Consider the following 14228-nt stretch of genomic DNA (forward strand, 5'->3'; position numbering starts at 1 on the left):
GGCTCAGTGGATGATCAATTTCTTCACCTTTATGTGTACTCCATCGGTCACACGCACCCAATAGGCACCCTTGGCCAACTGGCCGAGGGGCAGGAAGTGGTTGGTTCCCGTGATGTTGGCCTGTGAGGTCACCCGCCTGCCTGCCATATCCAGGACCGCAATATCCTTGGGTGCGTCATCCGGGAAGCGAAGGAAGAGTGCGTCGCGGGCGGGGTTCGGATACAGCGTGTAATCCCAACCGGCTTCGGGCACAGCTTGTGCGGCAGGCGGTAACTGCAGGCTCTTCACGAAGGGAGCGGGGGTGATGATGAAGGCATAGTCGGCGTGGAGTGTGTCCATGTAGTTGTTGAGCGTGCCGCCCAAAGGCGCGGTGGAAAGGTCGAGCGTGATCATTCCCGTACCGGAAAGATCCTCATCGTCATCGGGACATACGGTGGTGTTCATCCGCGTCGGGAACCAGGTGATGTAGTAGAGGCCATCTCAAAAATAGTTGAGGTGTCCTGAGCCATGAACAACGGGCGTTTGACAACCGAAGAAGGGAGGGTCTTGATCCTTTCACCGTGCATGTCCTCTTTCGATGTCCAAAACGATGGACTGCACGGACGCCCAGTGGGAAGCGGTCAAGGACCTGCTCTCACCTATTCAAGAGAGGACCGAGACGCGTGGCAGGAAGCCACTGGATGCTCGGGAGGTGTTCAATGGGGTATTATGGATCTGCCGGACAGGAGCCAGATGGCAGGATCTTCCACCGCGCTACCCTCCTTACCAGTCGTGCCATCGGTACTTCCAGCGCTGGTGTCAGCAGGGCGTATGGGACAAGGTGCTGTGGGCCTTGGCGCAGGACCTCAAACGAAGAGGGAAGATCGACATCACAGAATGCTTCATCGATGGCACCTTCTCCAGTGCCAAAAAAGGGGGCTCCATATCGGCCCGACTAAGCGAGGTAAAGGCACCAAGATCATGGTCGTCACAGACGCTGCTGGTCTTCCTATCGCCGTACGGACCTTCGGAGCCAGCACCCACGAAGTGAAGCTCGTGACCCAAACGCTGGCCGCGCGTTTCATGGAAGAATTGCCCCAAGTGCTCATCGGCGACAAGGCCTACGATAGCGATCAGCTCGATCGCAAGCTCAAGCGCAGGAAGGTCCGCATGATCGCACCGAACCGCGCAGGGCGTTCAAAATCCCAAGATGGAAGGGAGCTTCGCAGATACAAGCGGAGATGGAAGGTGGAGCGATGCTTCGCCTGGCTCAACAACTTCAGGCGTACTGTGGTCCGCTACGAGTATCACAGCATCAACTTCCTGGGCTTCGTCCAGCTCGCTTGTGCCATGATCCTCATGCGCAAACTATTTTGAGATGGCTTCTAGTCAGTGGCTTGCTCGAAACCGGTGAGCGTGATGGATTGTGTGCTCGGCGGATCGCAGCCGAGGAAATTCTGAGTGTTGCTTCTGAGGTAGAAGCTGTTCATCACCCAGGCGTTGCGGTTATGCACCCAGCCGATGGCGACGTTGTTGTCCGTGTTCTTCAGGTAGTACGCCTCGATCTCGTTATCATTGCTTTCATCGAACACCTTTTGCGCCGTGTAGTCGCCATTGAAGAAGCCATAGTCCAACCAACTCGGGTGTGCCAGCAGATCGGCCAGCGGCCGGAAGTGGTGGTGTATCCTCTTGTTCCTAACAGGAATGGAAATACCTCCAACATACATTTCATTATCTTCCCCAAGAACATTCGAAGATTGCTGGAGTGGACTCCATTGGAATGGATTATTGGGGTCATTCGGCGGCTGTGGCAATGCATCCTCCCACCAGAACACCCTGCCCCACAACCAAGTGGTCCCCGTCGCAAACTTGCCACTGAAAGCCGAAGCCCAGAGCTCATTGTGGAATGAGACATCATAGTTGTGGAAGATCCCCTCAACCAGAGAATTGAATCCGGTCAGGTGGGTATAATGGTTGAACTCCCCGTGACTGAAAGGTTTGCGGAGGGCCTCAGTGGTGGGCGGGTACTGGGTCCGGAAGTCCTGCACTTGGTCGAACGCACCTCTCAGATGCCAGGCAGGAAGGCCCTGGTCGACCAGTGTGGGATGGATACCGTGATGAACATCGATCAGGTCCACCGCTTCATTGGAAAAGGGCAAGTAATGGGCGCTGTTGGCCGGTCCCGTCCCTCCAGTATAGCTCATGAGCCAGAGCTTGTTCTTTTCTCCCAACGGTGAATGAACGAGATCATCGTGCTCCACATCACCGCGGACATGATCCGTTATGTCCGTCAACCATTGGTCGATGATGACAGGCAGCAAGGAATCCATGGGCCATTCTATCCTATTGATCGGACACATATCCCAAAGTGGATGAGGTTCTTGGATACTCAGGTCATCATAGCTATACGTAAGCATCTGATCGATCTCATTGAAAGGCTCCCATGCCGCGATATTGACTGAATATCCCCAGCGGGACATGATATACTTGTACTTCCTCTTCCAGTAGTAGAATACTCCGCTGTTCTTGTTGGCAGGATCACCTCCCTCATAGAAGAACTCTTTGAGGTCATACCTTCCAGTACTTGGATCCCTGATAGGGTTCAGATAGTTCAAGACGTATGCATGGGGTCCCCATATTGGGATCTCGTAGGCCTTGATAGGCGGATAGGGGTCAACACATAATTGCACGTAAATGCCATTATCATGGATATGATCGAGCAATTGACCGAACGCCCAACATTGATATTGGCAGTTACCGCGATAGATGAGATCCCAAGGTGGGTTGGACAAACAAATTTGTGGTGCTCGGTAAGAATCATAGACGCCTAGATTCACCCATTCCGGAGCGAAGATCGAGCGCATGAGATACATACGAGAGAAATTGCCTCCCATCGAATGAAGGTCTTCCAGTGCTTGTTTCATCAAGTTGTAATCACGCATGAGGAAGTACCAGTCGCTACTGGCCTTGTCGGCAAGGTTGGGTCCCAAACCGAAGAAGGGTGTACCATCTTCGAACTGGAGGTTGCGGCGGTTAGCTTCACTGACCTTCAAGAAGCCCCTGTTGCCTGGCACCGGAGGGCCGCAGTGGAACTTATAGCCCCAATAGTCATGCTCGGGGAGCGCTTGATCGGCCAGCGTCTGGGTGTGAGGAGCTTTTACCGCCAAGTCGAAACGCCAAGGCCCTTCCACATCCGGAGCGATACGGAATCGAATGTGGTAGGGGTATAGCGGATCATCAGGGGCTTCGACAAGCTTGGCATCAGGATCTTCACTGGACCATCTACCCTCCCTCATGAAGAAGCCCCATTTTATCTTGGAACCTGATGGGGAGGTCAGCGTCATCACCAACTGGAGCGAGTCGTCCGCATACGGGTTAAGGTCATACACAGGATGGACATTGCCCGGCGTAGCATCCTCCATCACTCCGCCGGAATAGTAGTGGTCGAAAAAACGCTCGGTAGCATCTTGATACTCCTGGGGCAAGCGCAAACCCACCTCGAACTTCTCCCACTTCGGCACGTGCACGATGTTGTCCACCAAGGCCACCTGAGGGTCCGGAGCGATGATGACCAGATCGGCGGGTCGGCCCAGGGTCTCGTCGATGTAGGCCCTGAAGCGGCCTTCGGTAACGAAGCCGCCCGCATGGAAGCCCGGGGCAAGACGAACCCGGGAGCCGGAAACAAATTCGGCATCCGCCGTACCTGTGATCAGGACCGGCAAGATGGGGGTGCCCGGTGCTATGATGTGCTGGGTGACCACGGCGAAATGGTGCGTGCCGCTGTTCCAAGATACATCCTGGATGGTGTGGTCCGGGTAGGGGGTCTGGGCCTTCGCTTGTGCCATGACCAGCAGCGCGGCGATGGCAGCCGTATATGCCAAGGCGCGCATCACTTGGACGTTTCAAGATCACCGATCCGCTGCTCCAGGCCTCGGAACATCTCCTCCAATTCCAGAATGTAGAGGGCCTGCTGTTCGATCACTTCCAACATCCGCCGCTGCAGGTCGCCCACTTCCACGCCGCCCTTCTCCTCCACTTCGCGGACCGAGGGGATGCCGGGCAGGTGGCGGTGCAGTTTCAAGTGTGAACGGAGGTCCGCCAGTGGGCGCAAAGGGTATTCATCGGCGAACACATGGTCCGGCCATTCACCCAGTTTCACCAGCACATCGCGCGTGGCGATACCATCCTCCACAAAGAGCCGGTAGCCATCCACCGCACCAGCCGGTGGGTTGGTGCCGATCCCCACGCGCGATGTGCTGGTGATGACCATGCGTTGCTGGTTGTTGGTGCGGAAAGGCAGCGGAGCATTGTTCACCGTACCGATGAAGTAGATGCCATTCGGGTTGTCGATGACATTCCCGCAGGTGTACCAAGGGGCCACCGTTGTGTCCCCGGCCGGCCAGCACCAAGGCTTGGTGAGGAAAGCGCGCAGCTCGCCGTCATCATCCAAGCCGAGGATCCCGGACGGCAGGCCCAGTTTGATACCTCCTCCAGCAAGCAGGCGGACGACCTCCGCGCCGCTGGTCTTCAGCACGAAGTCCGTGGAGTCCGACGTGCCCAGGTAATCCACCTCCGGGTCCGTGCCCGCATTGCCACCCTTGTCCCAGTTGTTGTCGGCGGGTTCCGAGAGGAACAGTGCCCCGGGTTGGTTCTGGCAGCCATTGTGGTCCGTCACCACCAATTGGTAGTTGCCCGCGCCGATGGCGGTGCGGTGCTGCGTGGTCACAGCGTCCTGCCACAGGTAGGTGTAAGGCGGCACGCCATATTGCACAGCGGTCTGGATGCTGCCGTTGTAGCATTGGTGGCAGCTGACGTTGTAGCCGTTCGGCCAAGTGTAGGGCGTCAAACCCACGATGAGGGCCCTGGGCTGCGAGAGAGTGATCTCCGCATAGCGCTTTGTGCTGTCCGCATCCGTCACCGTTACGCGGTAGTAACCCGCTGCCAGGCCGCTGATGGCGGCGGTGGTGTCCTGATTGGACCACAAATAGGTGTAGGGCGCCGTTCCCCCGGTGACGATGGCCTCTATGCTACCATTGGTGCCCCCGAAACAACTGACGCCATAGCCGTTGTAATTGCTGCGGACGAGTGTGATGTTGAGCGGCTGGGCGATAGCGCTATCAGCACAAATGCCCATGCAAGCCAAGGCGATCAGGAATTGGCCGGCTCGGGGGGGGGGGGGGGGACAAAACGCATGATCGATCGGGTAGGGTGGAACGAACATAATGCGGAAGCGTGCGAATACCAAATTCGCAGGGACATCATTCCGCATTTCTATACAGGTCTGGCGATCAACATGGTGCGATCGTTGCCGGCCCGCCATCCTCGCCACCACCGATCGTTGATATCCACCCCACTGCCCTGCCACCACCCACCGCTACCTTCGCCCTCTCCCCATGCGTTATCTCGAAGGCCTGAACCCCGCCCAGCGCGCGGCCGTGGAGCATACCGACGGCCCCAACATGGTGATCGCCGGTGCAGGAAGCGGCAAGACGCGCGTGCTAACCGTACGCATCGCCCACCTGATGGCCGCCAAGGGCGTGGACCCCTTCCGCATCCTGGCCCTCACCTTCACCAACAAGGCGGCGCGGGAGATGAAGGAGCGCATCGCCAAACTGCTGGGCGAGCAGGGTTCCACCGAGGCGCTCAACCTGTGGATGGGCACCTTCCACAGCGTCTTCGCCCGCATCCTCCGCGCCGAAGCGGACAAGCTGGGCTACCCCAAGGACTTCACCATCTACGACACGGACGACAGCCGCAACGTGATCAAGGGCATCGTGAAGGAATGGCAGCTGGACGACAAGCTGTACAAGCCCAGCCAGGTACACGGTCGCATCAGCATGGCGAAGAACAACCTGATCGGTCCGCTGGAATACCTGGCCAATGCGGAGCAGATGGCGGCGGATGCCAGCGTGGGCCGCGAGAAGATGGGGGAGATCTACCGCGCCTACGCCATGAAATGCTTCCGATCGGGGGCGATGGATTTCGACGACCTGCTGTACAACACGGCCCTGCTCTTCCGCGACCATCCGGAGGCCATGCTGAAGTACCAGCAACGCTTCCAATACATCCTGGTGGACGAGTACCAGGACACCAACCTGGTGCAGTACAACATCGTGAAGACCCTTTCCGCCCGGCATGAGAACCTCACCGTGGTGGGCGACGACAGCCAGAGCATCTACGCTTTCCGCGGCGCCAACATCCAGAACATCCTCAACTTCCGCAGCGACTACCCGGACCACAAGCTCTTCAAACTGGAGCAGAACTACCGCAGCACGAAGACCATCGTGGGCGCGGCCAATTCGCTGATCGAAAAGAACAAGGACCAGATCCGCAAGACCATCTGGACGGACAACAATGAGGGTGAGAAGATCCGCGTGCACCGCGCGTTGAGCGACAACGAGGAGGGCGCCTTCGTGGCGCACAGCATCTTCGAGACGCACATGCGGGAGCAGGTGCCCAACAAGGGCTTCGCCATCCTGTACCGCACCAACGCGCAGAGCCGCAGCATGGAAGAGGCCTTGCGCAAGCTGAACATACCCTACCGCATCTACGGCGGTCTCAGCTTCTACCAGCGCAAGGAGATCAAGGACCTGATCGCCTACTTCCGGCTGGTTTGCAACCCGCGCGACGAGGAGGCGCTGAAACGCGTGATCAACTATCCCACGCGTGGCATCGGGCAGACCACGGTGGACAAGCTGCTGGTGGCGAGCGCGGAGAAAGGGATGCCCGTGTGGGACCTGCTCACGCAGCATTCAGGAGAACTGGAGATCCACAGCGGCACGCGCAAAGCCCTGGCGGAATTCGTGACCATGGTCAAAAGCTTCCAGGCACAGCTGCCCACGCACAGCGCAGCGATGCTGGGCGAGGAGATCGCGCGGCGCAGCGGTATCCTGAAAGACCTCTTCACGGACAAGACGCCCGAGGGCGTGAGCCGCTACGAGAACATCCAGGAATTGCTGGCCGGGATGAAGGAATTCTCCGATGCGCAGGCCGAAGGCACGGACCTGCCCCGCACGCTGAGCGACTTCCTGATCGATGTGGCACTCCTGACCGATGCCGACAACGAGGACCCCAACGACACCGACCGGGTGAGCCTGATGACCATCCACGCGGCCAAGGGCTTGGAGTTCCCTTATGTGTTCGTGGTGGGCTTGGAGGAGGACCTCTTCCCCAACATGATGAGCGTGCAGAGCCGCGCCGACCTGGAGGAGGAGCGCCGCCTCTTTTACGTGGCCCTGACCCGCGCCGAGAAGCGTTGTACCCTGAGCTACGCCATGAGCCGCTACAAGTGGGGCAACCTCACCGCCGGAGAACCCAGCCGCTTCATCGACGAGATCGACGAGAAATTCCTGGAGATGCCCAAGGCCAACGATCGCGTGGGCTTCGGCGCGGCGCGCGGCACACCGCCTTGGGCAAGGAAGAATGTGGGCTTCGGTCCGAACCCCGGCGAATTCGCCAGTGGCAAGCCCGTGTACGGGCGGGAGGAACGTGCGCCCGTATCACCGCGACCAAATGCCCCGCAGCGCAGACCCGGCCCCCCTACATCTCCGAAGCCCGGCAAGCTCAAGCGCATCACCTCCGAGGGCCGTCCACTGGAAGCCACCAGCTCGCTGGGCGCCGATAGCCCGGAGATCGCCGAGGGCATGACCGTGGCGCACGAACGTTTCGGCAAGGGCAAAGTGCTGAAGGTGGAAGGCCGCGCACCCGACCTGAAAGCCACCGTGTTCTTCCCCAGCGCCGGGCAGAAGCAGCTGCTGCTGCGCTTCGCGAAGCTGGAGGTGGTGGAGGGGTGATCGGCTTACATTTGGGTGTCATGAACACCCAGACCGTCAAAGAGCTTATCTCCGTGGACCCCGACGTACTGGGTGGGTGCCCCGTGTTCAAGGGAACCCGCGTACCAGTGGAGTCCCTGATATGGCACTTGGAGAAAGGCGCCACCTTGGACGACTTCCTCAGCGATTTCCCCAGCGTGAGCCGGTCCCAGGCCAGCGGTGTGCTCGAACTGGTGGGAGGTCTCTTCAGTGCCGAACGGATCAGCAAGCTTTATGAAGCTGCTGCTTGACGAGAACCTGCCCAAGCGGATCAAAGCCCTGTTGTCACCACATGAGGCCTTCACGGTGAGGGACATGGGCTGGAATGGCAGAGGCAATGGTGAACTGCTGCGGTCGATGAAGGAGCATGGGTTTGATGTCTTGCTCACCTTCGACAAGAACTTGCGCTACCAACAGAATTTCAAGCGCTACGACCTCCCTGTGCTGGTCCTTGATGCGGAAGACAACACCTACCTGAGCCTGGCCCCGATCATGTCCAATGTGCTGGCCGCTTTGGAACGAGGGGTGCAGGCAGGACCCACCATCATTCGTTGAACCGAAAACGGCGAACCACGCCCTGCTTCCCTACATTTGGACCCACTGCCGCGCGGCACGCCTCCTTCCTGGAAGGTTTCCCCGCCCACGCCGCGCCGGCCACTGCTTCCCAACACCTGCTCCCGATGAGCCTTCCCGGATTGGACTACAACACCCAGCGCCCGCAACTGCCCATCCCCGAATACGGGCGCAACGTGCAGCGCATGGTGGACCACGTGATGGAGATCGAGGACCGCGCCGAACGCACCCGGCAGGCCAGGGCCATCATCCAGGTGATCGCACGCCTGAATCCGCAGTTGCGCAACAGCGACAACTTCGAGCGCACCCTGTGGGACCACCTCTGGATCATGAGCGACCTGAAGCTCGATGTGGACGCCCCCTACCCCATGCCCACCGTGGAGGAGCTGCACAGCAAGCCCGAGCGCGTGCCCTACCCGCAATCGAATGTGCGTTTCGGCCACTACGGCAAGTTGGTGGAAAGCATGATCGAGCAGTGCGCCGAGATGGAGTCCGGGGAAAAGCGCGACGCCTACGCCGAGCTGATCGCCAACCACATGAAGAAGCAGTTCCTCACCTGGAACCGCGACACCGTGCCCGATCCTGTGATCCTCAAGGACCTGTCCGAGTTGAGCAAGGGGCGCATCAAGTTGAAGCCCGACACCCAACTGGCCCACACCGCCGATCTGTTGCGCGCCCAGCAGAATGGTCCGCGCAATGAGGTGGACACGCGCCGGCGCCAGGGCGGTGGCGGTGGCAAGAAGCGCAATCGCAAGCGGAAGAAGCGGTATTGAGGTTGCAGGTTTCTGGTTGACCGACGAACGACAACGGGCGACAGAACAACCGCTTCTTCCACACTTCCCCGTGCAAACCCGGCCCACCGCACACCGCCGGTGAACTCCTTGCCGTTGTTGCTTTGGCGTGTCCGCATTTAGCGCCGGACCGCCAAGCCGATGTCCAGTTTCCGCATTGAAGGAGGCCACCGCCTGAAGGGCACCCTCACCCCGCAAGGCGCGAAGAACGAGGCGCTGCAGATCCTCTGCGCCGTGCTGCTCACCCCGGCGCCGGTCACCATCCGCAACGTGCCCGACATCGTGGACGTGAACAAGCTGATCGACCTGCTGCGCCACATGGGCGTGGTGGTGGAGAAGCTCAACGACAGCGACTACCGGTTCACCGCGAAGGACATCGACATCGAGTTCTTCATGCGGCCCGAATTCAAGCGGATGGGCGGGGGGTTGCGCGGCAGCGTGATGATCGTGGGGCCGCTGCTGGCGCGCTATGGCCGCGGCTACATCCCCACGCCCGGTGGCGACAAGATCGGCCGGCGCAGGCTGGACACCCATTTCATCGGCTTCCAGAACCTCGGCGCGGATTTCACCTACGATGCCAGGGAAGGCTTCTACAAGGTGGAGGCGAAACGATTGAAGGGCGCCCACATGCTGCTGGACGAACCCAGCGTCACCGGCACGGCCAACATCGTGATGGCCGCCGTGCTGGCCGAAGGCACCACCACCATCTACCACGCCGCCTGCGAGCCCTACCTGCAGCAGCTCTGCCACATGCTCAATCGCATGGGCGCGAAGATCTCCGGCATCGGCAGCAACCTGCTCACCATACAAGGGGTGCGGGAGCTCGACGGAACCGAACACCGCATGCTGCCGGACATGATCGAGATCGGCAGTTTCATCGGCCTGGCCGCCATGACGCGCAGCGAGATCCGCATCCAGGACACCGGCTACGACCACCTCGGCTGCATTCCCGATGTGTTCCGCAAACTGGGCATCACCGTGGAAAGGCAGGGCGACGATATCCTGGTGCCGGCCCAGGAGCATTACCGCATCAGCACCTTCATCGATGGCAGCATCCTCACCATCAGCGACCATCCCTGGCCGGGCTTCACACCGGACCTGCTGAGCATCGTGCTCACCGTGGCCACCCAGGCCAAGGGCAGCGTGCTCATCCACCAGAAGATGTTCGAGAGCCGCCTGTTCTTCACGGACAAGCTCATCGATATGGGCGCGCAGATCATCCTCTGCGACCCGCACCGCGTGGTGGTGAACGGCCAGGATTTCCAGCAGCCCCTGCGCGCCATCCGCATGACCAGCCCCGACATCCGCGCAGGTGTGGCCCTGCTCATCGCCGCCCTCAGCGCGGAGGGGGTCAGCACCATCGAGAACATCGAACAGATCCGCCGCGGCTACCAGCACATCGACAGCCGCCTCAACGCCCTTGGTGCCCGCATCGAGGTGGTCAACTGAGCCTTCCGGGATCCCGACCCGTCATCTTGTCGCTGTAACGCTCGCCATTTCCGCAAAGGATCCCAACCCGGCACGCCCTTGGCGATGCGCGGCGCCGCAACGCCCCCCTACCTTTGGGCCAACACCAGCGAACAGGCATGTACAAGACCCGCATTCTCACCATCGGCGCCGTGGCGCTGCTGGCCATCTATGGTTTCACCTCCAGCGGCGACCGCCAACGCCCCGATGAAGGCGGCAATTCGCGCGTGGGCACGGCCGTAGGCAACAAGGCCCCCGAACTGGCCTTCATGAACGTGGACAGCACCAAGGTGCTGAAGCTCTCGGAATTGAAAGGCAAGTACGTGCTGATCGATTTCTGGGCCAGCTGGTGCGGGCCTTGCCGCAAGGAGAACCCCAACATCGTGGCCGCCTACCAGAAATACAGCAAGGCCAAGTACAAAGAGGGCAAGGGCTTCGAGATCTACAGCGTGAGCCTGGACCGCAACCGCCAGGCCTGGAAGCAGGCCATCGCCCAGGATGGCCTCACGTGGAAGTGGCACGTGAGCGACCTGAAACATTGGCAAAGCGAGGCCGGCCGGCTCTACGGGGTGAACTCCATCCCCATGAGCTTCCTGATCGACCCCAACGGCATCATCATCGCCAAGAACCTGCGCGGCATGGCCCTGCACCAGGAGATGGACAAGTACGTGAAGAGCCTCTGATCGGATCGTGATACGAGCAAGGCCGGGGAGCATTCGCCCCCGGCCTTTTCGCTTCTGGTGCCAGGGCCTGTTGAAAAGTCATGGCCTGGAAGGAGGCCCCGGGGTGTTGCGTGAAACCCCTTCGTGGATTAAGCTTGCGTGAAATGCGGGACCCTCAGCCCCGCGACCCACCCTCACCCAACCCTTCCCGCCCACATGAAACGTCCATTCCGATTGGGAAAGGTGTGGCACGCCCTGCTCGTGCTCGCCGCCCTGATGTTGATGCTGCCCGCCTGGGCCCAGCGTACATGCAGCACCATGGAGGTGCTGCAACAGGAGATCGCCGATGACCCCGAACGCGCCATACGGCTGGAGCAGATCGAATCCTTCACCCAGCAGTTCGTGGCCCAGGACGACCCCACTGCGGAGCGCGCCGTGGTCACCATCCCGGTGGTCTTCCATGTGGTGTGGAACACCGCCGCGCAGAACATCCCGGACAGCAAGCTGCTGTCGCAACTGCAGCAGTTGAATGAGGACTTCGCGCGGCTCAACAGCGACGCGAACCAGACCCCGGCCCTGTTCGCCTCCCTGGGCGCCAACACCGAGGTGCAGTTCTGCATGGCCCAACGCGATCCCAGCGGCAACCCCACCACGGGCATCGTGCGCCGCCAGACCACCGTCACCGCCTTCAGCAGCAACAACGCCGTGAAATACACCGCGAACGGCGGCAGCAACGCCTGGAACCGCGACCACTACTTGAACATCTGGGTCTGCAACCTCAGCGGCGGCCTGCTGGGCTATGCGCAATTCCCCGGTGGTGCCGCCGCCACAGATGGTGTGGTGGTGCTCTTCTCCTCGGTGGGCAGCCTCACCAACCCCGGCACCGCCTCGCCCTTCCACTACGGCCGCACCCTCACCCACGAAGTGGGCCACTGGCTGAACCTGCGTCACATCTGGGGCGATGCCACCTGCGGCAACGACCTGGTGGCCGACACGCCTGTGCACAATGCGGCCAACTCCGGCTGCCCGTCCTACCCGCACTACAGCACCTGCTCCGGCACCCCGGTGGAGATGACCATGAACTACATGGACTACTCCAACGACGGTTGCATGAACATCTTCACCCTGGGCCAGAAGAGTCGTATGCAGGCCCTTTTCGCCACTGGCGGATCGCGCGTATCACTTCTGAACTCGCAGGGCTGCGTTCCACCGGGTGGTGGCGGCACCTGCAACACCCCCTCGGGCCTCGCCGCGTCGGGGATCACTTCAAGCGCCGCCACGCTTTCCTGGAGCGCGGTGGGCGGTGCCACCGGCTACAGCCTGCAATACAAGCTCAATAGCTCCGGCACCTGGACCACGGTCAACGTCGCCGGCACGAGCTCGACGATCACCGGTTTGAGCGCGAACACCGCCTACAACGCACGCGTGGCCACGGTCTGCTCGGGCTCCACCTCGGCCTACAGCACCCAGGTGAACTTCACCACTGCGGCCGCCGGCTGCAGCGATGCCCTGGAGCCCAACAACACCACCGGCACGGCGCCCACCATCACCCTGCCCGCCTCGATCAACGCGCTGATCGCCAGCAACACCGATGTGGACTACTACCGCTTCACGCTGGGGGCCACGTCCAACATCAGCATCACACTCGGCAACCTGCCGGCCGATTTCGACCTGCGCCTGCTCAATGGCAGCGGCAGCCAGTTGGCGATATCGCAGGCGGGCGGCACCACCAGCGAGAGCATCACTTACAACAATGCCGCTGCCGGTACTTACTTCATCCATGTCTTCGGCTACAATGGCGCCTTCAGCGCCACGCAGTGCTACGCCCTCAATGCGAGCGCCACGGCCGTGCAGACCTGCAATACGCCCACCGGACTGGCCGCCTCGGGCATCACCGCCAGCGCGGCCACACTCTCTTGGAACGCCGTGAGCGGTGCCACCGGCTACAGCCTGCAGTACAAGCTCAACAGCGCCGGCACCTGGACCACGGTCAATGTCGCCGGCACGAGCTCGACGATCACCGGCTTGAGCGCGAACACCGCCTACAACGCGCGCGTGGCCACGGTCTGCGCAGGCTCCACCTCGGCCTACGGCACACAGGTGAACTTCACCACGGCCAGCGCAGGATGCACGGATACCTGGGAGTCGAACAACACCACGGGCACGGCACCTTGGATCCCGGTGAACACCAACATCCAGGCGCTCATCGGCAGCAGCTCGGACAACGATTGGTACAAGTTCAACAACACCAGTTCGCAGCCCAGGATCCGCATCGACCTCACCACGCTGCCGGCGGATTATGATGTGCGCCTGTTCCGCGGCACCAGCACCCAGGTGGGTATCAGCCAGAACGGCGGCACCGCCAACGAGGTGATCATCCTCAACACCACCACCGTGGCCACCTACTACATCCGCGTCTATGGATACAACGGCGCCTTCAACACCACGCAGTGCTACACGCTGCGGGCCAGCATCAGCGCCAGCAACTTCCGTGAAGGCGAACTCGATGCCGATGCCTTGGAAGCGGAAATGGTCCCGGAGAGCGGTCTGATGGGATTGTATCCTAACCCGGCCAACGACAAGGTGATGCTGGACTACCTGGCCGGTTCTTCCGGCGACCTGCAGCTTCAGATCTTCGACGGCATGGGGCGCTTGGTGCTGACCACCCGGCAGACCGTGGACGAAGGTCCTTCCACCTTCGGGATCCCGCTGCCGGAACTGGCCAACGGCATGTACGTGCTGCACATTTTGGAGGGTGAGCAGCGCCATCAGCAGCGCTTCATGGTGCAACGCTGAGCAAGCACCTCCCCGATCGCGAAGGGCCGCCACGCGCATGCGCGTGGCGGCCCTTCCATTTCAGTCCACTGTCAAGCTGTCCGGCGAGCGCTGCTGGCACCGGAATTGACCAAGGCGGACGCCCGGCCGGGCAGGATACGACCCCTGGC

The 14228-nt window shown here is 60.9% G+C and carries 12 protein-coding genes; 9 read left to right on the top strand and 3 right to left on the bottom strand.

Annotated features, from left to right (window positions below; all coding sequences use genetic code 11):
- Positions 1–3: 3 nt before the first annotated feature.
- Positions 4–393 (bottom strand): T9SS type A sorting domain-containing protein, encoded by a 390-nt coding sequence (locus KIT10_08425; GenBank protein ID MCW5899284.1) that lies wholly within the window; start codon positions 391–393, stop codon positions 4–6.
- A gap of 196 nt (positions 394–589) precedes the next feature.
- Between KIT10_08425 and KIT10_08430 the strand changes: the two genes are divergently transcribed.
- Both KIT10_08430 and KIT10_08435 read left to right on the top strand, forming a co-directional pair.
- Positions 590–1030 (top strand): transposase, encoded by a 441-nt coding sequence (locus tag KIT10_08430; GenBank protein MCW5899285.1) that lies wholly within the window; start codon positions 590–592, stop codon positions 1028–1030.
- Positions 961–1356 (top strand): IS5 family transposase, encoded by a 396-nt coding sequence (locus KIT10_08435; GenBank protein ID MCW5899286.1) that lies wholly within the window; start codon positions 961–963, stop codon positions 1354–1356. Before KIT10_08430 ends, KIT10_08435 begins: the two co-directional genes overlap by 70 nt.
- 8 nt (positions 1357–1364) lie before the next feature.
- On the opposite strand, the gene KIT10_08440 is transcribed toward KIT10_08435, so the two are convergent.
- Together KIT10_08440 and KIT10_08445 are read right to left on the bottom strand one after the other, a co-directional pair.
- The gene (locus KIT10_08440) at positions 1365–3869 is read right to left on the bottom strand and encodes a hypothetical protein (protein ID MCW5899287.1); all 2505 of its coding nucleotides are present in this window, start codon (positions 3867–3869) and stop codon (positions 1365–1367) included.
- Positions 3869–5113: a SprB repeat-containing protein gene (locus KIT10_08445; protein MCW5899288.1), complete on the bottom strand. Its 1245-nt coding sequence runs from the start codon at positions 5111–5113 to the stop codon at positions 3869–3871. The genes KIT10_08440 and KIT10_08445 overlap by 1 nt, the downstream gene beginning before the upstream one ends.
- Before the next feature lie 259 nt (positions 5114–5372).
- Between KIT10_08445 and KIT10_08450 the strand changes: the two genes are divergently transcribed.
- The 7 genes from KIT10_08450 to KIT10_08480 all read left to right on the top strand — a co-directional run bounded on the left by KIT10_08450 (position 5373) and on the right by KIT10_08480 (position 14079).
- On the top strand, positions 5373–7772 hold the full coding sequence (locus KIT10_08450) for a UvrD-helicase domain-containing protein (GenBank protein ID MCW5899289.1): 2400 nt from the start codon (positions 5373–5375) through the stop codon (positions 7770–7772).
- Positions 7773–7792: 20 nt separating this feature from the next.
- On the top strand, positions 7793–8041 hold the full coding sequence (locus tag KIT10_08455) for a DUF433 domain-containing protein (protein MCW5899290.1): 249 nt from the start codon (positions 7793–7795) through the stop codon (positions 8039–8041).
- Positions 8025–8345, top strand: a complete 321-nt coding sequence (locus tag KIT10_08460) for a DUF5615 family PIN-like protein (protein MCW5899291.1) — start codon at positions 8025–8027, stop codon at positions 8343–8345. Before KIT10_08455 ends, KIT10_08460 begins: the two co-directional genes overlap by 17 nt.
- A 125-nt stretch (positions 8346–8470) precedes the next feature.
- Positions 8471–9136 carry a DUF4290 domain-containing protein gene (locus tag KIT10_08465; protein ID MCW5899292.1) on the top strand — a complete coding sequence of 222 codons (666 nt, stop codon included), beginning with the start codon at positions 8471–8473 and terminating at the stop codon, positions 9134–9136.
- Positions 9137–9295: 159 nt separating this feature from the next.
- Positions 9296–10603, top strand: a complete 1308-nt coding sequence (gene murA, locus KIT10_08470; GenBank protein MCW5899293.1) for a UDP-N-acetylglucosamine 1-carboxyvinyltransferase — start codon at positions 9296–9298, stop codon at positions 10601–10603.
- Positions 10604–10740: 137 nt separating this feature from the next.
- A complete protein-coding gene (locus tag KIT10_08475; protein ID MCW5899294.1) occupies positions 10741–11304 on the top strand; it encodes a TlpA family protein disulfide reductase in 564 nt (187 codons plus the stop codon).
- A 195-nt stretch (positions 11305–11499) separates the two neighbouring features.
- Positions 11500–14079, top strand: a complete 2580-nt coding sequence (locus KIT10_08480; GenBank protein MCW5899295.1) for a fibronectin type III domain-containing protein — start codon at positions 11500–11502, stop codon at positions 14077–14079.
- Positions 14080–14228: the final 149 nt, after the last annotated feature.

This window comes from Flavobacteriales bacterium (genome assembly GCA_026129465.1).
In the GTDB taxonomy this organism is placed as follows: Bacteria; Bacteroidota; Bacteroidia; order Flavobacteriales_F; family PHOS-HE28; genus PHOS-HE28.

What these genes read in the sequence shown, in the direction of transcription:
- KIT10_08445 (MCW5899288.1), bottom strand. Translation starts at nt 5,113, where the DNA reads ATGGGCATTTGTGCTGATAGCGCTATCGCCCAGCCGCTCAACATCACA.
- KIT10_08430 (MCW5899285.1), top strand. Translation starts at nt 590, where the DNA reads ATGGACTGCACGGACGCCCAGTGGGAAGCGGTCAAGGACCTGCTCTCA.
- murA (MCW5899293.1), top strand. Translation starts at nt 9,296, where the DNA reads ATGTCCAGTTTCCGCATTGAAGGAGGCCACCGCCTGAAGGGCACCCTC.
- KIT10_08465 (MCW5899292.1), top strand. Translation starts at nt 8,471, where the DNA reads ATGAGCCTTCCCGGATTGGACTACAACACCCAGCGCCCGCAACTGCCC.
- KIT10_08450 (MCW5899289.1), top strand. Translation starts at nt 5,373, where the DNA reads ATGCGTTATCTCGAAGGCCTGAACCCCGCCCAGCGCGCGGCCGTGGAG.
- KIT10_08425 (MCW5899284.1), bottom strand. Translation starts at nt 393, where the DNA reads ATGATCACGCTCGACCTTTCCACCGCGCCTTTGGGCGGCACGCTCAAC.
- KIT10_08455 (MCW5899290.1), top strand. Translation starts at nt 7,793, where the DNA reads ATGAACACCCAGACCGTCAAAGAGCTTATCTCCGTGGACCCCGACGTA.
- KIT10_08460 (MCW5899291.1), top strand. Translation starts at nt 8,025, where the DNA reads ATGAAGCTGCTGCTTGACGAGAACCTGCCCAAGCGGATCAAAGCCCTG.
- KIT10_08435 (MCW5899286.1), top strand. Translation starts at nt 961, where the DNA reads ATGGTCGTCACAGACGCTGCTGGTCTTCCTATCGCCGTACGGACCTTC.
- KIT10_08480 (MCW5899295.1), top strand. Translation starts at nt 11,500, where the DNA reads ATGAAACGTCCATTCCGATTGGGAAAGGTGTGGCACGCCCTGCTCGTG.
- KIT10_08440 (MCW5899287.1), bottom strand. Translation starts at nt 3,869, where the DNA reads ATGCGCGCCTTGGCATATACGGCTGCCATCGCCGCGCTGCTGGTCATG.
- KIT10_08475 (MCW5899294.1), top strand. Translation starts at nt 10,741, where the DNA reads ATGTACAAGACCCGCATTCTCACCATCGGCGCCGTGGCGCTGCTGGCC.